The organism is Kosakonia oryzendophytica (assembly GCF_900094925.1).
GTDB lineage: Bacteria > Pseudomonadota > Gammaproteobacteria > Enterobacterales > Enterobacteriaceae > Kosakonia > Kosakonia oryzendophytica.
This window is the reverse complement of record NZ_FMAY01000016.1, coordinates 1-22,059: the sequence shown is the minus strand read 5'-3', so window position 1 is coordinate 22,059 and position 22,059 is coordinate 1. Positions and strand designations below refer to the sequence as shown.

Annotated in this window: 23 protein-coding genes; 12 read left to right on the top strand and 11 right to left on the bottom strand. The window is 54.0% G+C overall.

Translation table 11 applies throughout. The features are described from left to right. Window positions 1-98: 98 nt before the first annotated feature. Window positions 99-1,187: a cellulase family glycosylhydrolase gene (locus GA0061071_RS20850; protein ID WP_170933824.1), complete on the top strand. Its 1,089-nt coding sequence runs from the start codon at window positions 99-101 to the stop codon at window positions 1,185-1,187. Here GA0061071_RS20850 and emrD read toward each other — a convergent pair. From emrD to tisB, 3 genes are all read right to left on the bottom strand, one after another. Beyond that, window positions 1,090-2,274 (bottom strand): multidrug efflux MFS transporter EmrD, encoded by a 1,185-nt coding sequence (gene emrD / locus GA0061071_RS20845; protein WP_061492415.1) that lies wholly within the window; start codon window positions 2,272-2,274, stop codon window positions 1,090-1,092. The genes GA0061071_RS20850 and emrD overlap by 98 nt on opposite strands. Before the next feature lie 177 nt (window positions 2,275-2,451). Beyond that, entirely contained in the window at window positions 2,452-3,285 is an 834-nt protein-coding gene (locus GA0061071_RS20840) for a DMT family transporter (protein WP_088236971.1), read from the bottom strand. Between the two features lie 119 nt (window positions 3,286-3,404). Beyond that, window positions 3,405-3,494, bottom strand: coding sequence for a type I toxin-antitoxin system toxin TisB (gene tisB, locus GA0061071_RS20835; RefSeq protein ID WP_061492416.1), 90 nt, complete (start codon window positions 3,492-3,494; stop codon window positions 3,405-3,407). Window positions 3,495-4,006: 512 nt separating this feature from the next. Between tisB and ivbL the strand changes: the two genes are divergently transcribed. From ivbL to ilvN, 3 genes are all read left to right on the top strand, one after another. Then, complete coding sequence (ivbL, locus tag GA0061071_RS23420; RefSeq protein ID WP_134319157.1) at window positions 4,007-4,105, top strand: ilvB operon leader peptide IvbL; 99 nt, start codon at window positions 4,007-4,009, stop codon at window positions 4,103-4,105. Window positions 4,106-4,210: 105 nt separating this feature from the next. Next, window positions 4,211-5,899, top strand: coding sequence for an acetolactate synthase large subunit (gene ilvB / locus GA0061071_RS20825; RefSeq protein ID WP_061492417.1), 1,689 nt, complete (start codon window positions 4,211-4,213; stop codon window positions 5,897-5,899). Between the two features lie 3 nt (window positions 5,900-5,902). Then, window positions 5,903-6,187: an acetolactate synthase small subunit gene (ilvN, locus tag GA0061071_RS20820; protein ID WP_061492418.1), complete on the top strand. Its 285-nt coding sequence runs from the start codon at window positions 5,903-5,905 to the stop codon at window positions 6,185-6,187. Between the two features lie 33 nt (window positions 6,188-6,220). Here ilvN and GA0061071_RS20815 read toward each other — a convergent pair whose 3' ends face one another. Next, a complete protein-coding gene (locus tag GA0061071_RS20815; protein ID WP_061492419.1) occupies window positions 6,221-7,018 on the bottom strand; it encodes a DeoR family transcriptional regulator in 798 nt (265 codons plus the stop codon). A gap of 216 nt (window positions 7,019-7,234) precedes the next feature. On the opposite strand from GA0061071_RS20815, the gene rbsK reads away from it, so the two are divergent. The 3 genes from rbsK to GA0061071_RS20800 all read left to right on the top strand — a co-directional run bounded on the left by rbsK (window position 7,235) and on the right by GA0061071_RS20800 (window position 10,582). Continuing rightward, window positions 7,235-8,155 (top strand): ribokinase, encoded by a 921-nt coding sequence (rbsK, locus tag GA0061071_RS20810; RefSeq protein ID WP_088236948.1) that lies wholly within the window; start codon window positions 7,235-7,237, stop codon window positions 8,153-8,155. 86 nt (window positions 8,156-8,241) lie between these two features. After that, entirely contained in the window at window positions 8,242-9,558 is a 1,317-nt protein-coding gene (fucP, locus tag GA0061071_RS20805; RefSeq protein ID WP_061492421.1) for an L-fucose:H+ symporter permease, read from the top strand. A 10-nt stretch (window positions 9,559-9,568) separates the two neighbouring features. Continuing rightward, a complete protein-coding gene (locus GA0061071_RS20800; protein ID WP_088236947.1) occupies window positions 9,569-10,582 on the top strand; it encodes an aldose 1-epimerase family protein in 1,014 nt (337 codons plus the stop codon). A gap of 33 nt (window positions 10,583-10,615) precedes the next feature. Here the strand turns inward: GA0061071_RS20800 and GA0061071_RS20795 are convergent, their stop codons facing one another. After that, window positions 10,616-11,518 (bottom strand): LysR family transcriptional regulator, encoded by a 903-nt coding sequence (locus GA0061071_RS20795; protein WP_061492423.1) that lies wholly within the window; start codon window positions 11,516-11,518, stop codon window positions 10,616-10,618. 103 nt (window positions 11,519-11,621) lie between these two features. On the opposite strand from GA0061071_RS20795, the gene GA0061071_RS20790 reads away from it, so the two are divergent. The 3 genes from GA0061071_RS20790 to nepI all read left to right on the top strand — a co-directional run bounded on the left by GA0061071_RS20790 (window position 11,622) and on the right by nepI (window position 14,116). Next, window positions 11,622-12,074, top strand: a complete 453-nt coding sequence (locus tag GA0061071_RS20790) for a DUF1198 domain-containing protein (protein WP_061492424.1) — start codon at window positions 11,622-11,624, stop codon at window positions 12,072-12,074. Between the two features lie 97 nt (window positions 12,075-12,171). Continuing rightward, complete coding sequence (locus GA0061071_RS20785; protein WP_088236946.1) at window positions 12,172-12,705, top strand: SRPBCC family protein; 534 nt, start codon at window positions 12,172-12,174, stop codon at window positions 12,703-12,705. A gap of 226 nt (window positions 12,706-12,931) precedes the next feature. After that, on the top strand, window positions 12,932-14,116 hold the full coding sequence (nepI, locus tag GA0061071_RS20780) for a purine ribonucleoside efflux pump NepI (RefSeq protein ID WP_061492426.1): 1,185 nt from the start codon (window positions 12,932-12,934) through the stop codon (window positions 14,114-14,116). A gap of 52 nt (window positions 14,117-14,168) precedes the next feature. Here the strand turns inward: nepI and GA0061071_RS20775 are convergent, their stop codons facing one another. The 6 genes from GA0061071_RS20775 to GA0061071_RS20750 form a co-directional block, all read right to left on the bottom strand. Beyond that, the gene (locus GA0061071_RS20775) at window positions 14,169-15,074 is read right to left on the bottom strand and encodes an EamA family transporter (protein ID WP_088236945.1); all 906 of its coding nucleotides are present in this window, start codon (window positions 15,072-15,074) and stop codon (window positions 14,169-14,171) included. 111 nt (window positions 15,075-15,185) lie between these two features. Continuing rightward, window positions 15,186-16,565 carry a carbohydrate porin gene (locus GA0061071_RS20770; RefSeq protein ID WP_061492428.1) on the bottom strand — a complete coding sequence of 460 codons (1,380 nt, stop codon included), beginning with the start codon at window positions 16,563-16,565 and terminating at the stop codon, window positions 15,186-15,188. A 148-nt stretch (window positions 16,566-16,713) separates the two neighbouring features. After that, window positions 16,714-17,016 (bottom strand): PTS lactose/cellobiose transporter subunit IIA, encoded by a 303-nt coding sequence (locus GA0061071_RS20765; RefSeq protein ID WP_170933823.1) that lies wholly within the window; start codon window positions 17,014-17,016, stop codon window positions 16,714-16,716. Between the two features lie 6 nt (window positions 17,017-17,022). Beyond that, window positions 17,023-18,411: a glycoside hydrolase family 1 protein gene (locus tag GA0061071_RS20760; RefSeq protein WP_088236944.1), complete on the bottom strand. Its 1,389-nt coding sequence runs from the start codon at window positions 18,409-18,411 to the stop codon at window positions 17,023-17,025. Between the two features lie 37 nt (window positions 18,412-18,448). Next, window positions 18,449-19,777, bottom strand: coding sequence for a PTS sugar transporter subunit IIC (locus GA0061071_RS20755; protein ID WP_061492431.1), 1,329 nt, complete (start codon window positions 19,775-19,777; stop codon window positions 18,449-18,451). A gap of 12 nt (window positions 19,778-19,789) precedes the next feature. Next, on the bottom strand, window positions 19,790-20,104 hold the full coding sequence (locus GA0061071_RS20750) for a PTS sugar transporter subunit IIB (RefSeq protein WP_061492432.1): 315 nt from the start codon (window positions 20,102-20,104) through the stop codon (window positions 19,790-19,792). Between the two features lie 294 nt (window positions 20,105-20,398). Here GA0061071_RS20750 and GA0061071_RS20745 point away from each other — a divergent pair, with 294 nt between their 5' ends. Continuing rightward, window positions 20,399-21,355, top strand: a complete 957-nt coding sequence (locus GA0061071_RS20745; protein WP_061492433.1) for a LacI family DNA-binding transcriptional regulator — start codon at window positions 20,399-20,401, stop codon at window positions 21,353-21,355. A gap of 249 nt (window positions 21,356-21,604) precedes the next feature. Then, window positions 21,605-22,059: POTRA domain-containing protein (locus GA0061071_RS20740; RefSeq protein WP_139109688.1), on the top strand; the 455-nt coding region annotated here is incomplete at its 3' end.

The following is a 22,059-nucleotide window of genomic DNA, read 5'->3' as shown; positions in this document are numbered from 1 at the left end:
GGAGAGTCAGTGAGAATTTATTACGCTTTGGCGCTACACCTGGGGCGCCAAAGCATGATAAATACATGTAATCACCCCTAATTTTCGCAAGGTCAACTGTGTTAAAGCCACTGATTACTGCTGTTATGTTGCTGGCGACAACCCCTGCGTTTGCCGCCGATACTCCGCTAACGGCGGCGCATTACGCGCAACAGTTAGGGGTGGGAATGGACGTCGACTGGGCGCGCACTGACCGCGGTATCCGCGAATTTGATCCGCTGATTGTGCGCGACTTTTATAACGTTGGGATCCGCCATGTCCGCATTCGTGTGGCTGACCCGATGACGGAAGCTCGCTTAATCCACCTGCGTAAACTGGTGGAAGCTTGTGAAGAGTACGGTGTGATCCCGGTGATCTCCTACCAGGCAGACAGCTTTAAAGCCGACCCGGATGCAAAAAACGAAGCTCAACTGGTGGCATGGTGGAGCACTGTCGCCACGTTTTTTGGCACAGATCACCCGATGCTCGGTTTTGATGTCATTTATGAACCGGCCGATAAACTCAACCATGATTTGCCTGCGCTCAACCGCGCCTATGAAAAAGTCGTCAAAACCCTGCACGATATCGATCCCCAGCGCATGATTTTTATTGCGCCGCGTATGCGTGCAGCACCGGAAGACCTGACTTCTCTGAAGTTGCCAGCACGCAGCCAGAGTTATTTACTGGCGGAGTGGCATATCTTCCCGTGGGGACCACTGAAAAATAACGGTAAATACCCGTGGACGTCGGGCACGGCGGCGGAGAAAGCAGCGATCCGCGGGCGCATTAACCTTGCTCTGCACTGGCAGCAGAAAACCGGTCATGCCAGCTGGGTTGGGGGATGGGCGGTAGGTGAGTCGATGAAAAGCATGCCCACGGAGTCGCAAATGGCGTTCGCCAACTTTATGGCTTGCGAATTGAGTCGGGCGAAAATCCCTTATGCCATTAATGCGGACACGCAGTTTTACGATGGCGAAGAGGGTGCATGGCGGCCCGCGCCGGAGCCGCTGCTGAAGGTGATGATCACGCCGGAGTGTGAAAAGCCCGACGTGAAGCCGGGCCACCATGAAGCTAGATCATCTGCTCATGGCGCGCAGAGCGCGACGCCAGCGGTAGCCAGCACAACAGAATCAAAAGAGCCGCCAGCGTCATCAGCATCCCAAGGCTAAACTGGCCGTTTTGCGGCAGTTGGGCTGACAACCACGCCAGACCACCGGAGCCGATGTTCTGTAAGCCGCCGACCAGCGCACCGGCAGTGCCTGCCAGAAACGGGAAGGGCTCCATTGCGCCGCTGGTCGCCAGAGGGAACAGCATCCCGGCACCGAAGAAGAACAGTGCAGCGGGAACCAGTAGTGTCCAGATGGTCATCACCCCAAACCAGCCGGGGATCCACATCATTAACCCGGCCGCCAGGCAACTGATCACCGATTGCCACATCAGGGAAGAGAAACGTTTGTTCTGCCGACCAGCAAACCACGCGCCGAAAAACGCCGCCGGGATTGGCAGAATAAACAGAATGCTTACCGTCATGCTGTTGAGACCTAATACGCCGCCCATCAATACGCCGGAGCTGGCCTCAAACACCGCAATCCCCGCCAGTCCGCCAATCAGCATCAGCAGATAGCAGTTAAATGCGGTATTGCCGAACAGGACCTTGTAGCTGTCCATCAGTCGCATGCGTGGCGCTTCGGTGGGCCGGGTTTCCGGCATCCAGCGCGCCATGCTGAAGGTCACCACCGCGCACAGTGCCAGCAGGAAAACAAAACAGGCGCGCCAGTTCACCAGCGTATTCAGTACCCCGCCGATTAACGGCGCCAGTAAAGGACTCACCAGAATGCCCATATTCAACAGGCTGTTGGCATGCCGCAGTTCGGTACCGGCGTAAAGGTCGCGCGGCAACGTTCGAGCCATCACGCCGCCGACGCCGGTACCGACGCCCTGAAGCGCGCTGGCGAGGATTAGCACCGTTAAGCTGTGGGTGGTGATGGCAATCACCGTCGCCAGCATAAAGATGGTCATCCCGGCGAGGATCACCGGGCGACGCCCGATGCGGTCCGCCAGCGGACCATAAAAAAGCTGTGATACGCCGTAGGTCAGCAGGTAGGCCGCCATCACGCTTTGCACCGCTCCTTCACGGACATTCAGGTCGTGTGCCATATCGGCAATGGCCGGAATATAAATGGTTTGCGCCATCTGCCCGACGGCGACCAGGAGCACCAGCATCAATAACAAATTGACGTTTCTCTGCCTTTTCATTTCGCTGATTACTTTTAGAAAATGGGAAATTAAAGAATATGTTGCTGCTATACAGCCTTAATGCGAGAGGAATCTACCACAGTAAGATGACAGAACCACTATGGAAGGCAGCAAAGACAACGCTGCATCAGGCAGGATTTGTAAACAATATTCGGCAACTTTTGTTGCCAGTTTGCATCATGAAAGGCGCAACAAAATAGCGCCGGCGGCAATGCCAAACGCTGCGGCTATGCGCAGTCCGGCGACGTTCTCTTTTAACAGCACAAAGGCGATAACCGCGCCGAACAGAATCGACGTTTCGCGCAGTGCGGCCACCACCGCCAACGGCGCTTGCGTCATGGCCCACAGGGCCAGCCCATAAGATCCCATGGTGCCAATACCGCCAGGCAGACCTATTTTCCAGTTGGCAACCAGATAACGGCTCACCGCTTGCCGCCGCGCCAGCATTGCCCAACACAACAAGCAAAATCCGTTGAGGAAAAAGGTCCACAGTGAGTAACCCAGCGCAGATCCTGCGAGGCGCACGCCGGTACCGTCTACCAGCGTATACCCGGCAATAAAGCAGGAGTTGAGCAGCGCCAGCCAAATTCCTTTGCGTGACTGGTTTCGCCCATTAAACGCCATGCCGAGAATGGAGAGGCAAACCACGGCAATCCCTCCCCATGCGGTGAAGGAAAGCGAATCACCCAATATCAGCACGCTTATCACCGCCACCAGCAATGGTGCAGTGCCACGCATCAGGGGGTAGGTCTGGCTCATGTCTGAAACCTGATACGTTTTTGCTACCAGTACGGTGTAAACCACCTGCAACGCGCAACTTGCCGCGAGATACGGCGCGCTGGCAAGGTCAGGTTGGGGGGAAAAGGGGAGTAAAATCAGCGCAATGAATGACGCAGAGCCACTTACGGCGATAGCAGAATAGAGTTTATCGCTGCCTGCTTTCACAATGGCGTTCCAGCTTGCGTGTAGCAGGGCGGCGAACAGCAGAATGCAGAAAACAGAAAAAGTCATAATGGGTTGCGTCAGTGGAGTGTCAGCAAAAGGTAACATGCTGCTGTGCATTGAAGCCAGATGACGGGTGTTAAAGAGGGGCGGTTTCCCGCCCCTCTTTTGTGCGGCTTGAACCTGAATTACCGCAGGTATTTCAGGACGGCATCAAGCAGTTGCAGTAACGCAACAATGAGTTTCAGGATCAGAATCGTCATCTCCATTCCGCCCATACGCTTCTCCTCGGGTTAAGGAGCACCGGCTGACGTACCTTTCCGCTGCCTGTTGTCAGCCTTGTTGTTGGCGTAACGCAGTGTGCTCTCATTAGGGTTAAGGTACTGACGGCACCACCCGTTTCAGCCAGGACTTTATCTGCGCCGTAGAACAGCGGCCCCCACACACCGATTACAAGGTCAGTATATATTAATACTGTTTATATATACAGTATTATCTGGACGATTTTCGCGCCGTGAACCATAATGAATGCGGGGTAAACCGCCCGAAAATTGCGCGAATACTAAAATTGCCGTATAGTTTCGCTGTTGACGTAACGCAGTGTGTTTTGCGGCGACCAACCGCGAAAACCTGTTAAAAACCTCGCTCCGGCGGGGTTTTTTGTTTTCATGCCCTGTGCAAACAAACGTGATCTATGGCTCACTTTTCTGCCGGTGCGTAAAAAGCAGTTGTCGGCGGCTAAAACCTGTGCTTGTATAAATCCTGTTAACTTATGACAGACAGGTCCCTAATGAACACTTCCACGATGTCGATGAACCTACTAAAAACCGCGCATAACGCCGCGGTGGTCGTCGTGCGTGTGGTGGTGGTCGTCGGCAATGCGCCGTAGGGTCCGGAACAACACACGATTCCAAAACCCCGCCGGCGCAAACCGGGCGGGGTTTCTTGTTTTAGCCTCCCTGGAAAGTCGGCCCAGAACAATAAGGACTGGAGCATGGCAAGTTCGGGCACAACATCACCATCGACGCGCTACACCGGCGCGCAACTGATAGTTCATTTACTGGAACGTCAGGGCATTACCACGGTAACGGGTATCCCTGGTGGTACGGTTCTCCCCTTATACGACGCATTAAGTCAGAGTAAGCAGATCCGCCATATCCTCGCCCGTCACGAGCAAGGGGCCGGATTTATCGCCCAGGGCATGGCCCGCACGCAGGGAAAACCGGCAGTATGTATGGCCTGTAGCGGGCCGGGTGCTACCAATCTGGTGACTGCCATCGCCGATGCGCGCCTCGACTCTATTCCGCTGATTTGCATTACCGGCCAGGTTCCGGCTTCAATGATTGGCACAGATGCCTTTCAGGAAGTCGACACTTACGGCATCTCTATCCCCATCACAAAACATAACTACCTGGTGCGCGACATTGCCGAACTGCCGCAGGTGATCAGCGATGCGTTCCGCATTGCGCAGTCCGGTCGTCCTGGCCCGGTGTGGATAGATATTCCTAAAGATGTGCAGACCGCAGAAATCACCTTGAGCGAATTGCCGGAAGCGGGCGGTAAAGCCCCTGCACCTGCGTATAATGCGCAAAGCGTGCGTGACGCCGCTGACATGATTAATGCCGCGCAGCGCCCGGTGTTGTACCTGGGCGGCGGGGTGATTAACGCGCCGGAACAGGTTCGCCTGCTGGCGGAGAAAGCCAATCTGCCGACCACCATGACGCTGATGGCGCTGGGCATGCTGCCGAAGCAACATCCGTTGTCATTGGGCATGCTGGGTATGCACGGCGCACGCAGTACCAACCATATCCTGCAGGAAGCGGATCTGCTGGTAGTGCTGGGTGCGCGTTTTGATGACCGGGCGATCGGTAAAACTGAGCAGTTCTGTCCGAACGCCAATATCATTCATGTGGATATCGACCGTGCGGAGCTGGGGAAAATCAAGCAGGCGCATGTGGCTATCCAGGGGGATGTGGGCGAAGTGCTGGATGCGTTGATCCCGCACGTGGAAGCGCAGTCGCGTCATAGCTGGCGCAACCTGGTAGCGCAGTTACAGCAGGAGTTTCCGGGCAACATTCCTCAGGCGGGCGATCCGTTAACCCACTATGGGCTGATCAACGCGGTTGCCGCGTGTGTGGACGATGAGGCCATTATTACCACGGACGTTGGTCAGCATCAGATGTGGGCGGCGCAGGCTTATCCGTTGAACCGCCCACGCCAGTGGTTGACGTCTGGCGGTCTGGGAACCATGGGCTTCGGTTTACCCACCGCGATCGGTGCTGCACTGGCGAACCCGACGCGCAAGGTTATTTGCTTCTCCGGTGACGGTAGCCTGATGATGAACATCCAGGAGATGGCCACCGCTGCGGAAAACAATCTGGATGTGAAAATCATTCTGATGAATAACGAAGCGCTGGGGCTGGTACACCAGCAGCAGAGCCTGTTCTACAAACAAGGCGTGTTTGCGGCAACCTATCCGGGAATGATTAATTTCACCCAGATTGCCGCCGGTTTTGGTCTGCATACCTGCGATTTAAACGCCGTTGCCGATCCTCAGGCGGCCTTGCAGGCGATCATTGATCGTCCCGGCCCCGCACTGGTCCATGTACGCATCGACCCGCAAGAAAAAGTGTACCCGATGGTGCCGCCAGGCGCGGCGAATACAGAAATGGTGGGGGAATAAGCCATGCATGCAACTGATAACGTCATTCTTGAACTCACCGTGCGCAACCATCCGGGCGTCATGACTCACGTCTGCGGGTTGTTTGCCCGTCGGGCATTTAACGTGGAAGGCATTCTCTGTTTGCCGCTACAACGTGGTGAGCAGAGCCGCATCTGGCTACAGGTCGCTAACGATCAGCGTCTGGAGCAGATGATCAGTCAGATAGATAAACTCGAAGACGTGGTGCAAATCATCCGTCACCCGACCGATCCCGGTGTGTTTAATAAGCTTGGCCTGTTTTTCGAGTAACCGTGGACGTAACCCGGTGCCTTGTGCACCGGGTCAGAGGGTAGCTTCGCTGTCGGAATCCGGTGTAATCACTTTCACAAACGCATTGCGGCAGTGCGCCGGGTACTCTGGCGGCAGCGGCCGATCGCTCACCAGCACGTCAAACGCTGAAAGCGGGGCAATGCTGGCAGGCGCCACTTCATCAAACAGTGCGTAACGCGCCAGTAAAATTTTGCGCATGCCGTGCGCCATCGCTTTGCGCTTGATGGGTAAATCATCAATGTTGAACCAGGTTACGCCATAGTGTTCATGTACGCCGCTGGCGGAAATAAAGGCTTTGCGCGGATTCAACGCATCCAGCAACGAGTGGTTGTCCGGCGCATAGAAGGCATCGCTTTTAGCGCGGTAGGTACCGCCGCATAACATGGCGGTGGCGTTCGGTTTGGCATTCAGCGCCATAAACACCTGGTGGGAATAGCAAATGCCGGTAAAGGTGATTTCATCCGGTATCATGCTGATGACCAACGGCATTTCCGGTCCGTTATCAAAGAAGACCAGATCGTTTTCGTTCACCAGTCCGGCGGCCAGGATGGCGATCGGTAAATCATCTTTATGGTGCGGGCGAGCAGCAATAGCATTCGTCGCTGGGGTGGGAGCGGCTGGTTTATTCACCATCACAATGTAACCACCCAATAGCGCCAGCGGCAGCGGTTCATCTTCCTGGCTGAAATCCCGGCGGATCGTCATCACCGACACTTCCAGCATCCGCGCTGCGTCTTTCAGGTGGATACGGTCCGTCTTTTTCAGCAGTTCCACCAGGCGGCGGATACGCTCTTTTTGCTTGGTTTCCATTCAGTTGTTCTCCTGCTCACCTTTTATGTTCCTATAGTAACATTTAAATGTTCGTGCTGGATATGTGCTTAATCCGTGGATATGCAGTAACTGTGACGAAGGTGGCAGGCAAAGCCGGATCCCGTAATCGCGAGCGGAGTCACAAATGATACTAAAATAACATGATAATGTTACGATAATATCATTGTTATGTGATTGTTTCAGAGAGGGACTAAAATGGATATCGCCGTTATTGGCTCCAACATGGTGGATCTCATCACCTATACCCATCAGATGCCGAAAGAGGGAGAAACGCTGGAAGCACCTGCCTTCAAAATTGGCTGTGGCGGCAAAGGCGCAAACCAGGCGGTTGCCGCAGCGAAACTCAACTCGAAAGTGTTGATGCTGACCAAAGTGGGCGATGATATTTTTGCCGACAACACCATCCGCAACCTCGAGTCCTGGGGCATTAACACCACCTATGTTGAGAAAGTCCCCTGCACCAGCAGCGGCGTCGCGCCGATTTTTGTTAACCCTAACTCCAGTAACAGTATTTTAATTATCAAAGGGGCGAACAAATTTCTTTCTCCGGAAGATATTGATCGCGCTGCGGAAGACCTTAAAAAATGCAAACTGATTGTGCTGCAACTGGAGGTTCAATTAGAGACGGTTTACCACGCGATTGAATTCGGTAAAAAACATGGCATCGACGTATTATTAAATCCGGCACCGGCACTGCGTGAATTAGATATGTCTTATGCCTGCAAGTGTGATTTCTTTATACCGAATGAAACTGAGCTGGAAATTCTTACTGGCATGCCGGTGGATAATTATGACCATATTCGTGTGGCGGCCCGCAGCCTGATTGATAAAGGGCTGAACAATATTATTGTCACTATGGGGGAAAAAGGCGCACTGTGGATGACCCGCGATCGTGAGTTGCATATTCCGGCCATAAAAGTGAATGCTATTGATACCAGCGGCGCTGGTGATGCGTTTATCGGCTGTTTTGCCCACTACTATGTACAAAGCGGTGATGTGGAAACCGCCATGAAGAAGGCCTCACTCTTCGCCGCGTTCAGCGTGACGGGTAAAGGCACACAATCATCTTACCCGAGTATTGAGCAGTTTAATGAGTTTCTGACGTTCAATGAATAATCACGCCTGAATTATTGCGGCTGTGTTTAATAAAATACAGCCGGTAATACCTCAGGCCGGTACCCTGCAAAATTAAAGGTAGCACTATGAACGAAAAAAATATCGTTCAGATGCCCGATGGCTATCTGAATAAAACGCCATTGTTCCAGTTTATTCTGTTATCCTGTTTATTCCCGTTATGGGGATGTGCCGCTGCATTAAATGACATATTAATTACACAGTTTAAAAGTGTTTTCTCATTAAGTAATTTTGCTTCCGCATTAGTACAGAGTGCATTTTATGGTGGTTATTTCTTAATTGCCCTTCCGGCCTCGCTGGTTATCAAAAACAGCAGTTATAAGATGGCGATTTTAATCGGCCTGACGTTGTATATCGTGGGTTGTACGCTGTTCTTTCCTGCCTCTCATATGGCGACCTACACCATGTTTCTGGCGGCGATTTTCGCCATTGCCATCGGTCTGAGTTTTCTTGAAACCGCCGCCAATACTTACAGTTCGATGCTGGGGCCAAAAGCGCAGGCCACGTTGCGTCTGAATATCAGTCAGACCTTCTACCCGATTGGTGCGGCATCCGGCATTTTGCTGGGGAAATATTTGGTGTTTTCCGACGGCGATAGTCTGCAAAAACAGATGGCGGGCATGACGCCGGAGCAGATCCATCACTTTAAAGTCCTGATGCTGGAAAACACCCTCGAACCGTATAAGTACATGATTATGGTGCTGGTTGTGGTGATGGCGCTGTTTATGTTCACCCGCTTCCCGGCATGCAAAGTGGCGCAAACCGCCGCACATAAACGCCCGTCTGCGCTGGACACGCTGCGTTATCTGGCAACCAATAGCCGCTTTCGTCGTGGGATCCTCGCGCAGTTTCTGTATGTGGGGATGCAGGTTGCTGTCTGGTCATTCACCATTCGTCTGGCGCTGGAACTGGGGGATATCAACGAGCGCGATGCCTCGAACTTTATGGTGTACAGCTTCGCCTGTTTCTTTATTGGCAAGTTTGTCGCCAACATGTTGATGACGCGTTTTAACCCGGCGAAAGTCCTCATTATGTATGCGATCGTTGGCGCGCTGTTCCTTGCCTATGTTGCGCTGGCGCCGAGCTTCAGCGCGGTCTATGTAGCGGTGGCGGTCAGTGTGCTGTTCGGACCCTGCTGGGCGACCATCTATGCCGGTACGCTGGATACGGTGGATAACGAACATACCGAAATGGCGGGCGCGGTGATTGTGATGGCAATTGTCGGCGCAGCCGTGGTGCCAGCGGTGCAGGGATACGTGGCGGATATGTTCCACTCGCTACAGCTCTCGTTCCTGGTTTCTATGCTGTGCTTTGTCTACGTCGGTGTTTATTTCTGGCGTGAGAGTAAAGTGCGCCGTGAACTGACCGAAGCGACGGCTTCTTAAGGAGATGATGATGACCACACGTCTGGCGCTCTGGCGTGAGTTGTTTACTGCGCAGCCGCGCATCCTTCTGGAAAACCGTGACTTTACCGTCAGCGCGTTTCGCTATCCGGGCGGAATTGAAGCGCTGAAAATGGAGAATGCCCGCGGCCATCTGCTGGTGCTGCCCTGGCTGGGGCAGATGATCTGGGATGCGTATTTCGATGATCGATCCCTGACCATGCGTAACATGTTCAGCCAGCCGAAACCAGCACAGCAGATTGTGGAAACTTACGGCTGCTTTGCGTTCCACTCCGGGCTGCTGGCGAATGGCTGCCCTTCACCGGAAGACACGCACGCCCTGCACGGTGAAATGGCGTGCGCATCGATGGACGAGGCCTGGCTGGAGCTGGAAGGGGACACGCTCCGCCTGAGCGGGCGCTATGAGTATGTGATGGGGTTTGGCAATCACTATCTGGCGCAGCCGTCGGTGGTGCTGCGCAGCAACAGCGCGTTGTTTGCTATTGAGATGGCGGTGACTAATCTGGCGTCTGCCCCGATGCCGCTCCAGTACATGTGCCATATGAATTACGCGTATGTACCCCAGGCAACGTTCAGTCAGAACCTGCCGGAAGATGCATTGACGCTGCGCGAGTCGGTGCCAGCACATGTGAAACCAACGGAGCAGTGGCTGGCTTTTAACCGCCGTTTACAACAGGGTGAAGCCACGCTGACTGCACTGACGCAACCGGCGTTTTACGATCCGGAAATTGTCTTTTTCGCCGATAGGCTCAACCGTTACACCGATGTGCCGACCTTCCGGATGCACGGCCCGGATGGCGTAACGTATCTGACGCGTTTTTCCAGCCGTGAGTTTAACTATGCTACCCGCTGGATCCTTTACAACGGCGACCAGCAGGTGGCGGCCTTTGCCCTGCCTGCCACTTGTCGCCCGGAAGGATTCCTTGCGGCGCAGCGCAATGGCAGCTTGCTGACGTTGGCGCCAGGGGAAACGCGGCAGTTCCACGTCACAACCGGTATTGAGTAACCCTCTCGTTGATGCGCCCGTGATCCGGGCGCGTTATCCCTGACTGGTTTCCAGCAGCACGTTACGCAACCACTGGTGTGCCGGATCGCGGTGAGTACGTTCGTGCCAGGTCATGGTTTTCGTAAAACCCGGCACCGGCAGAGGCGTTGCCAGCGTGCTCATGCCTTCGGTCAGATTGGCGAGCCGCTGTGGCACAACGGCCACCATATCGCTGGCTGCCAGGATGTCTGGCAGGATCAGAAAGTTACCCACCGACACGCTCACACGCCGCGTTCTGCCCTGTGCCGCCAGCGCTTCATCCACCACGCCGCGAAAGCGGTCGCCATCCCACGAGACCAGCGCATGCTCCAGCGCACAGAATCTGTCCAGCGATAAACTTTCCCGCGCGGCATCCGGGTGGTTGGCGCGCATCATGCAAACAAAACGCTCATCAAACAGCGCCCGGCTATGTAGCTCTGGCGGTGTGCTGTAGGGCGTCATTAAGGCCACATCAATCTCACCGCGTTCAAGCTGGCTCACCAGTTGCCGGGGCTCGACCGGTTCTACGCGTACGCGGATGCCCGGCGCTTGTGTTTTTAACGCCGCAATAAACGGCACGATCACCACTTTGAGCGCGTAGTCCGTAGCGGCCAGCGTCCAGGTAAGCGTGGCTACCTGCGGGTCGAACGCGATGGGTTTCAGTAACAGGTCAATGTCTTCGAGGATGCGTTTAACCGGGGCCGCCAGCGCGTGTGCGCGAACCGTTGGCACCATACCGTGCGGCGCGCGAATAAACAGCGGGTCGGCAAAGTAGTCGCGCAGTCGCGTCAGCATGCCGCTCACCGCCGGTTGGGTTAACGAAAGACGCGCCGCTGCACGCGTGACGTTTCGCTCATCCAGCAGCGCATCAAGGGTTTTAAGCAGGTTGAGATCGAGGTTTCTGATATCGTTATTCATGATGATGACCCGGTCAGTCGATAACAAAGATTATCGCATTTACGACTGTCCGTGGCGTGCGTTTTACCCGTATGATGAGCCTCTTTTCTGCTCAGGAGCGGTTATGATTTGGTTGATGCTGGCAACGCTGGTGGTTGTTTTTGTGATTGGTTTCAGGGTATTAACCTCCGATTCCCGCCGTGCGATACGCCGCCTCACCGACCGACTTACGCTCCAGCCCGTGCCAGTCGAATCGATGATCGACCAGATGGGCAAAACCGCAGGGGGGGAATATCTGGCTTATCTGGCGCGCCCGGACGAGGCCCACCTGCAAAATGCGGCGCAGGTGTTGCTGATCTGGCAGGTATGCATTGTCGACAGCAGCGAGCAAAACTTGCAGTACTGGCATCGGCTGATGCAAAAAGGGCGGCTGGCGGCACCGATTACCGATGCGCAGGTACGCCTGGCACTCGGTTTTTTACGTGAGCTGGAGCCGGATAACGCCGAACTGAACAATTTCCAGATGCGCTATAACGCGCTGTTTATTCCCGAAGACGGTGTGCACTGGCTGCACTGATATCACGCTGCGTTATAACGTTTATCAAAGATAACCATTAGATTTATAACACTGCGCTACGCATAGTGGCCCTCGTTAATTACTGACGAGGTACACCATGACGCAATCACTGACCCAAAGCGCGATAATCTGGCCGCAAGACTACCTGCCGGGCACCACCGATAACTTTACCTCCAACGAAATCATTGTCGCGGGGTTAACGGCGCAGGAGATTTGGGCGCAACTGAACGACACTACCCTCTGGCCGACCTATTACAGCAATGCGCAGGATATCCGTTTCCATGACGGTAGCGGCCCGCTGTTAAGCGCCAACGCCCGTTTTCGTTTTACCACTTTCGGTTTCCCGGTGGAGGCGCAGGTGAGTGAATATGTGCCGCCTGCGGAAGGCCAGGCCGCGCGTATTGCCTGGTATGGCTGGGTTGAAGGTGACGCCAGCTCACGGCTGGACGTGATCCACGCCTGGCTGTTTGAGGATTTACCCGGCGGGCGTGTCCGCATCCTGACGCAGGAGTCGCAACGCGGCGTACCAGCGCAACAGCTTGCCAGCACCGTGCCGAACCCGATGATCAACGCGCACCAGGAGTGGATAGTCGGCCTGGCGACCGCAGCACGTAACGCGCGAGCTGCGTAATTTCCTCCTCTTCCTGCGCCTCTCGCCGTAGGGGGAGGGAATAACCTCCCGACTTTCTGGGGCGCGGGTGAGATATGTGGTGGTTTTCCCCCTCTCCCTTCCAGGGAGAGGGCCGGGGTGAGGGTCAACTGCCTCCGGGTAAAGAGTTGCCAAATTGTTAATTGCGTCACAGATTATGAATGTTACACTGCGCGACTTTCACGAATAAAAACTAAGCGGGTGATACATGACTGAGCAATCTGTGACGCAATCTTCAACGGATGCGGTAATTCGCCCTAACTGGTCCGCCGTCTTTGCTGTGGCGTTTTGTGTGGCGTGTCTGATCACGGTGGAGTTTTTACCGGTCAGCCTGCTCACGCCAATGGCACTGGATCTCGGCGTTTCTGAAGGGGTCGCCGGGCAAACCGTGACCGTAACTGCTTTTGTCGCCATGTTCGCCAGCCTGTTTATTACCACTGTGATCCGCGCGATGGACCGGCGGTATGTGGTGCTGGCCTTTGCCGTATTGTTAACCCTCTCCTGCCTGCTGGTCTCTTTTGCCAATAGCTTTACGCTGCTGCTGGCAGGACGCGCTTGCCTCGGGCTCGCGTTAGGTGGTTTCTGGGCAATGTCGGCCTCACTGACCATGCGGTTGGTACCGGCGCGCACTATCCCGAAAGCGCTGTCAGTGATTTTTGGCGCAGTGTCTATTGCGCTGGTGATCGCCGCGCCGCTTGGCAGTTTCCTGGGCGGTATTATCGGCTGGCGCAACGTGTTCAATGCCGCCGCATTGATGGGGTTCGCTTGTATTGCCTGGGTATGGATGGCGCTGCCGTCGTTGCCGGGTAAAACTGAGCATCACCAGAATATGTTTGGCCTGCTCAAACGCCCGGGAGTGGCGGCGGGAATGCTGGCGATCTTTATGGTCTTCGCCGGGCAGTTCTCGTTTTTTACCTATATTCGCCCTGTGTACATGAACCTGGCTGGGTTTGATGTCGATGGGCTTACGCTGGTGTTGCTGAGCTTTGGTATTGCCAGTTTTGTCGGCACCTCGATTTCGCCGATGGTGATGAAGCGCTCGGTGAAAATGGCACTGGCGCTGGCGCCACTCACGCTGGCGGCAAGTGCGTTGGTATTGATCTTCTGGGGTTCCGATAAAGTTGTTGCCGCTGGTATCGCCATTATCTGGGGACTGGGGTTTGCGCTGGTGCCGGTTGGCTGGTCAACGTGGATCACCCGTTCGTTGGCCGATCAGGCGGAGAAAGCCGGCTCCATTCAGGTGGCGGTGATCCAGCTTGCCAATACCTGTGGTGCGGCGATTGGCGGTTTTGCACTGGATCACTACGGGTTGCTGTCGCCGCTGGTACTGTCCGGTAGTCTGATGTTACTGACCGCACTGTTGGTGGCAGCAAAAGTGAAGGTCAGAGCGTAACGTAGAATGCATACAGGCCTGATAAGCAACGCGCTATCAGGCCTTGTGACTATCAGGCTGCGACCCGTGCTTTGCGGCGGGAATCGAGCGAAATGAGCATCACCGATGAGACAATCAATAGCGTGCCCAGCCAGTCTGGCAGGGAGAACGCCACCCCCAACAATACCACCGAGAGCAGGGCGCTGCTCAGCGGTTCGGCACAACTGAGAATGCTGGCTTTCGAACCGCCAATGAGTTGCGCGCCTTTCAGATAAAGGCTGAACGTGAGCGCCGTGCCGATCACCACCAGGTAGAAAAACGCCATCAACAGGCGGCCATCGACAACAAAATCCCCCCCTTGCCCACCAAAGAACGGGGTCAGCATCAGCCCGGCCAGCAACATACTCCAGCCGACAATCGGCAACGTGCCGTAACGGGCGATAAGCGCTGCGGGATAGGTGGTATAGAACGCGGCAGAAAATGCCGAGACAATTCCCCACAGCAGCGCTTCCGGAGAAATAGAGAGCGACGTCAGTTTGCCATGCGTCACCAACAGAAAGGTGCCAAGCAGCGAGGTGAAAATGGCGGATGCCACGGGCAGCGTTGGTCGGGCTTTTCGCACCAGCGCAAACCAGGCCACGATAATCGTCGGCGACAAAAATTGCAGTACCGTCGCGGTGGCGGCGTTAGATTTTTCAATGGTCAATAAAAAGGTGAGCTGCACAATCAGTGCGCCAAACAGCGAGAAAAACAGCAAACTGAAGGTGTCTTTGCGGCTTTTGAGGATCGCGAAAATCTTGTCGCCATGCACAAACGAGAGCGTTAACAAAATCACGCCGGTGAACAGCAGTCGCGTCATGGTTAACCACGGCGACGAAATATGACTCTTCTCCATAATGTACTGCGCACACACCCCGGAGCTGCCCCATAATACGGCCGCTGCCAGTACACAAAGCATCCCTTTTTTCGTGGAACCCATCTTCTAACTCAACTCTGTCATGCTGATTGCTTATTAATAAGGCGCGCATCATAACACATGTACAGAGTTTAGCCGGAGGCGGCTGAGGGGGACCGCCTCCGGTTTTTTACATCAGAACCAGGCTTCCCACATCGCGCCGACGTTAAAGGAATCGAGCGTCGTGTCGGTCGTGCCGTTGACGCGTGAGGTGCGTTTGTTATCCACTTCGCCGCCGGTTACATAGAAGCGCAGCATCGGGCGGAATTCAGGCCCCATCGCGATAGAAATGTTCTGCGAGAGGGTGACTTTCCAGCCGTGGTTGTCGCCGCCATCGTCATAATCGACGCGCTGATAACCCGCTTCCAGCCAGGTGGAGTGCACATCGTTCCACCAGTGCATCGGGCGCACAATTACGCCATAGTTGCGGCGGTTATCCGCTTTATTGGCGCTGTTATCGTAATCATGGAACGCCAGCAAGTAGTCCACTTGCGTCTGCCGGGAGAACTTGTAACTGCCCTCAAAGCTGGTGTAAATCGCTTTCAGATCGTCGGTTTTATTAAATACGCTGTTGTCGGCGTTATCGGAGTAGCGGGCGATCACTTTATTTACCCCATGATCGTTGGTGTGGCTGAGCACCACGCCGCCCTGCCAGGCTTTCAGACGATCTTCGCTTTCAATCGCTTTTGAGTCGAAACCGTAGTTGGCGTAAATCTCCAGATCGAGCGGCCCGACCTTCATACCGTGAATTTTCGAGGTGACGGCATAGTTGCCTTTATCACCGACGTTCGAACTACCGGTACAGGTTATGCGCGACGGGTTGGCTTCATCTTCCAGCACTTCCGGGCTACAGGATTCGACAGCGCCGACGGCGGCCACATCAAACTGCACGCCGCCAATATCGAAGTTTTTCACCCCGGCACCCTGTCCGTCGTGGTTCATCCAGAAGTAGTCGTTGATCCCCTGTTGTGGACGCTGGTGGAAGTCACGCCCTGCCCAGAAGTACGCATTCGGGTTGGAGGCCAGCAGGTTGGTGACGCCGGCATAGGCTTTTTTCAGGTTAACTTCATCACCCCAGTGGTCAAACATCACGTTGACGTCCCAGATTGCGCCGTTACCGCTTTTAAACGCCTTGGAGAGCTGGAATTCACCGCCGTTGCCTTCGTTACCCAGACGACCAATGGCTGAGGCGCCATTATAGGAGCCATCAACACCGACATATTTCTGATCGCCAGTCTGGAAATGTGCACCATAACGGGCGTAGCCGCTGAATTTCAGGCCATAGGGAATGGCCATATCCGGTGTTTGCGCCGTGCTTTGTGGTTCGACGATGACATCCGCTTTTTTATTGATGGCGGCGTCCATTTTAGCCTGACGGTCCGCCAGAGCTTTATCCACCGCTTTGGCGACGATGGCATCTATTTGCTCTTGGGTAAATTCTTGAGCGAAGACGGATCCAGAGCAAAGGGTAGCCGCAACCGCCAGCGCCACTGGAAGTTTTTTATTTATTCTCATGGTTATCTCAATGTAGTAAGTTGTTCTCAGACAATAACCTTCCGTTCCTCAGAGGACAGAAAATATTGCCATCATCAAAACAAAATGCTTTATTTTAGTAACTCGGGTACAGAATAATTAAGATTTACCGTAATCAATTCTCCATTCATTAACGTTGATAGAGCTGGATTATTTCCTCCGATAATTCACGCGCCAGCAGCGAGGTCATTAAATGATCCTGGGCATGCACCATAATTAATGTCATGGGCTGCCGGGCTTCTCCGGCATCCTGTTCAATTAATTTTGTTTGCATCTGGTGCGCCTGACGGGAATACCCGTCGGCTTCACGCAGCAGATTACGCGCCTCTTCCATGTTGCCTTCCCTTGCCGCACGCAGCGCTTCAAAGCACAGGCTGCGCGACTGTCCGGCGTTGACGATAATCTCCATTACCGCTTCTTCAAGTGCGACCATAATAATTTAATCCTGATTAAAACCATTATGAGCAGCGGTTGCTGCGAACCACTCTCCGCTTTTCTTAATGGTACGTTGCTGGGTTTCCAAATCTAACTGCACAAAACCGTAACGGTTTTTATAGGCATTACACCATGACCAGTTATCAATAAATGTCCACATATGATAACCGAGGCAATTACAACCCTCGCTAATACCTTTATGTAACCAGATCAGATGATCACGAATAAAGGTGATACGATAACTGTCGTTAATTTGCCCGTTTTCAATAAAACGTTGTTCATTCTCAACCCCCATACCGTTTTCAGAAATAAAACAGCGTGGGTTGCCATAATTTACGCGCAGGTTGGTAATAATATCGTAAATACCGGGTTCATAAATTTCCCACCCGCGATAGGGGTTCATTTTGCGGCCTGGCATTTCGTAATAATCAAACAACCACTCTGGCATAAACGGCGATGCGGGATTAACCGCGCTGTCCCGGCACTTTACCCGCCGCGGCTGGTAATAGTTAATGCCGAGCAGATCGATTTTCCCTTCTGCAATGAGCGAAATATCCTCCGGCTGGCAGGCGGGAAGCTGATCGTACTCTTTCAGCAGCGCCACCAGGTCAGCGGGATACTCGCCACGCAGTACCGGGTCGAGAAAACTGCGGTTAAACAACAAGTCTGCATAGTGCGCCGCTTGCAGATCCGCCGGATGCTGCGAACGGGGATACGATGGCGTCAGGTTCAGTACAATGCCAATTTCACCGGAATAATGTCCGGCGCGAAACGCGCGTACTGCGCTGGCATGGGCCAGAACCGTGTGGTACGCCACCGTGGCGGCACGTTTGAAATCCACCACGTTTGGGTAATGGAAATCGTACAGATACCCGCCTTCTACGGGCACGATGGGTTCGTTAAAGGTGAACCAGTGCTGAACCCGGTCGCCGAACAGCTCAAAACAGATTTGTGCGTAGCGGCTGAATGCCTGCACCACTTCCCGGTTTTCCCAGCCGCCTTTTTCCTGCATCACCATCGGCATATCGAAGTGAAACAGCGTGATAAACGGCGTAATGCCCTGCGCCAGCAGTTCGTCGATCACCGCGTTGTAAAATTCCACCGCCTGCGGATTCACTTCGCCGGTTCCGTCCGGGATCAGACGCGCCCAGCTGAGCGACGTACGAAAACTGTTGTGATTGAGCTGCTTTAACAGCGCGACATCCTGCCGCCAGTGGCGGTAAAACGTAGACGTCTCCTGCGGCCCAATCTGCTGGTGAAAGCGCCAGGGTTCCCGGGTGTACCAGGCATCCCATGTCGTGGCGCTTTTCCCGCCCTGCTGGCTTTCCCCTTCGGTTTGCAGTGCGGAACACGCGCTGCCCCACCAGAAGTTTGCGGGAAATACGTATTTCATTACCGACTCCTTTTCGTTACTGCTTATGCGTTACGGCTTAGTTACTGCGGACGGTTTCCGTCATCGGCGCGGTGTTTTGCGCTTTTTGTTCCTCTGTTTTCATCAGCGAACGCTCGTAAGCGCGCAGGAACGGCAGGTACATCAGCGCAGACATCACCATACAAATCAGGCACATCACCACCGGGCTTAGGGCCCAGTTTGCGGCCCATGACGCACCAATCGGCGCGGGCGTTGTCCACGGCGTTAGCGAAACCACCTGCGCCAGCAAGCCCATTTTGGTGGCGGTCCAGGCCAGTACGGCGTTAACCAGCGGCACGCAGACGAACGGGATAAACAGCATCGGGTTCATGATGATTGGCGCACCGAACAGGATCGGTTCGTTGATGTTGAAGAAGCTCGGCACTACGCCCATTTTGCCGATAGTACGCAGATGTGCGACGCGGCTGCGCAGCAGCAGGAAGGCCAGCGGAAGCGTGGAACCGACGCCGCCAATCAGCAGGTAGTGATCCCAGAACCCTTGCAGATAAACGTGGGGCAGCGCAGCACCCGCAGCCAGTGCAGCCTGGTTGGCGGAGAGGTTTGCCATCCAGAACGGGTTCATGATGCCGGTAACAATCAGTGAACCGTGGATCCCGGCGAACCAGAAGATTTGGCACAGCAGCACAGACAGCAGAATAGCAGGCAGAGAGTCGGATGCGGATACCAGCGGCTCCAGCAGGTGCATAATCGCCTGCGGCAAGATCATGCCGGTTTGCGCTTCAATAAACAGGTTCAGCGGGTGCAGTGTCCCAATGATCACCAGTACCGGAATGAGGATTTCAAACGAGCGAGCAACCCCGGTCGGCACCTCTTTCGGCAGGCGAATGGTGATGTTGTGCTGTTTCAGCCAGGCATAAACGCGGGCGGAATAAATCGACGTCAGCAGCGCGGTAAAAATCCCCTGTCCGGAAAGGTACTGGGTGGAGATTTTGCCGTCTGCGTACGGCGCGGCCACCAGCAAAAACGCCATAAACGCCAGCAAGCCTGTCATCACCGGGTCGAGATTAAACTGGCGACCGAGGCTGGCGCCGATACCGACGGAGATAAAGAACGTCATTACCCCCATGCTGAGGTTAAACGGCAGCATCAGTTGCGCACGATACTCGGTGGAGAAATCAAGCCAGGCGCGGGCGAAACCGACGGTGGTGTCAGCGGAGAATGGCGGGAAGATAAACACCAGCATAAACGAGCCGATGATCATAAACGGCAGTGCAGCGGTAAAACCGTCGCGGATAGCGATAACATATTTTTGCTGCCCAAGACGACCGGCCAGCGGCGTAATGGTTTGCTCAATAACCGTAATCATTGATTGATATAAGGAACTCATAAGAACACCTTGTTAATGTGCCGCTTCAATCAGCGACAGAGCATAGTCCAGCACCTTTTCGCCACGTTGCATGCCGTAATCCATCGGGTCGATGGGTTGTACCGGAATGCCCTGAGCGGCGGCCTTTTCTGACAGCGTTTTTAACATGTATTTTACTTGTGGTCCGAGAAGCACAACCTGATAACGCGGAAACTGCGTGTCAAATTCCGCCACACCGTACGCGTCGATCTCCACCGGTAATTCGCGTTCCTTCGCTGCTTCCAGCATCTTCCTCACCAGCAAGCTGGTGGACATCCCGGCTGAGCAACACAACATAATCCTGTACATCGTCATTCATCCTCGAAATGTAAATAGTTATTGCGGAGGTGATTGGACATCATACGGAAACCGGTTTCCATTTCTTCGGGATAGAAGTGTGATTGCTGTCAATATCTGATGATTACAAGGCCCGGTTATTGGATTTTCATCACAGATTTCGATGATGAATTGATAGCAAAAATGACAAAACGGAAAAACGGTTTCCATCAAAAACGGAAACCGTTATACTGCGAACGGCTAGATTTTGGTCGTTGCTGTAATTGGAATTTGCAGGTGCGGTAATGCGCCTGTCTGGGGAGAAAGATGTCTACAATCAACGATGTATCACGTTTAGCTGGGGTGTCCAAAGCCACAGTCTCACGGGTGTTGAGTGGTTCGCGCGGCGTTAAGGAAGCCAGTCGCCTCGCGGTACTGAAAGCGGTTGATGAGCTGAACTACCGGCCCAACGTTATCGCGCAGTCCTTGCTCAGCCAGTCGACAGGCTGCATCGGTGTTATTTGCGCTCAGGACAATATCAACCAAACCACCGCTTACCTTTACGCGCTGGAAAAACATTTAAGCCAGAGCCAGAAACATTTGCTGTTACGCTTCGCCAACAGTAAGGCGGAAGTGATGAGCGCCCTGGATGAGCTGACCTGCGGGCTGTGTGACGATGTGTTGGTTATCGGCGCGCGCTTCCCGCTTCATATCGACGATGAAAATGTCATTCTGGTGGATTGTGTGGAATCCGCGACGACCACGCCGAACAGTATTCAGTTCGATCACGCGTTTGCGGCGGAAACGGCTTGTAATTATCTGATTAGCCAGGGTCGTCGACAAATCGCGCTGATTCACCCCAACAGCGCCGCAGCCGATCAGGTGTTATTGGGTTATAAGCTGGCGCTGGAAAACAATTTCCTGCCGTTTAACCGCAACCTGGTGTTTATGGATGATACCTCTTCATCGGTAGCGCTTCAGGTGTTACTTAATAACGCCACTACGTTGAATTTCAACGCATTACTGGTAGCAGACGAGCAGGAAGCGCAGCGGGTTATTCCTCAGTTGCAGGCGTTTAATAAAACCGTCCCTGGCGACATTATGGTGTTTAGCCTTGCCGGTTCGCTGCATTTACCGGGTATTCCAACGATCCCGGCCATTGAATATTCGATGGATGCGATGGCCGCGAAAATCGTTGCCTGGTTGAATGAGAAAACCCAAAGCGTGCTGGGTTCGTACCGGGTGCGCGGGGATTTAATTATTCCCGATGTTCGTAAACGTTAGCGTCAGGTAATAACGTTGCACTAAGGCCTCCCTACGGAGGCTTTTTTATTGCCTTGTGAAAAACCTTTATTATTCTCATCGTCTATATGAATGAGGATATATCCTGAATTAATCCTAAATTTTTATGAGAAATAGCCGTTTTCCTTATCAGTATATTGCTTTGTAATTTGTTCCATAGGAATATACTCAAAACCAATAATTAATAACCACTTAACCCAAATTTATTTATTGGGTCAGGACTTTTTTCTCATGGATGAACGCGTGCGTTATCTGGTTTTATTTTTATTCCTGGCGACAACGGCGCAGGCCGCGCCTTTGTCTCCGGCCGATCGCGACGCCGTGCGTCAGCAGCAGGAACAACTGCTGCTGCAGAACCAGCAACAGCGCGACGAACTGGAGCGCAGCATCCCGCTGCCGCGTGCAGGCCAGAGCGCGCCAGCCTCTCAGCCCGGTGGCCCCTGTTTTACTGTTCACACCATCACCCTTTCCGGTGTCACCCTTATCAGCGCAAAGGCGCAGCAAAAACTGACCGCGCCCTGGCTGAACCGGTGCCTGAATATGGCGAAAATAACGGAACTCACCGCCGCCATTTCTGACTGGTATATCAGCCGGGGCTATATTACCAGCCGGGCTTTTCTCACGGAGCAGGATTTATCGCAGGGGGAATTACGCCTCGTGGTGCTGGAGGGGAAATTACGCCATAT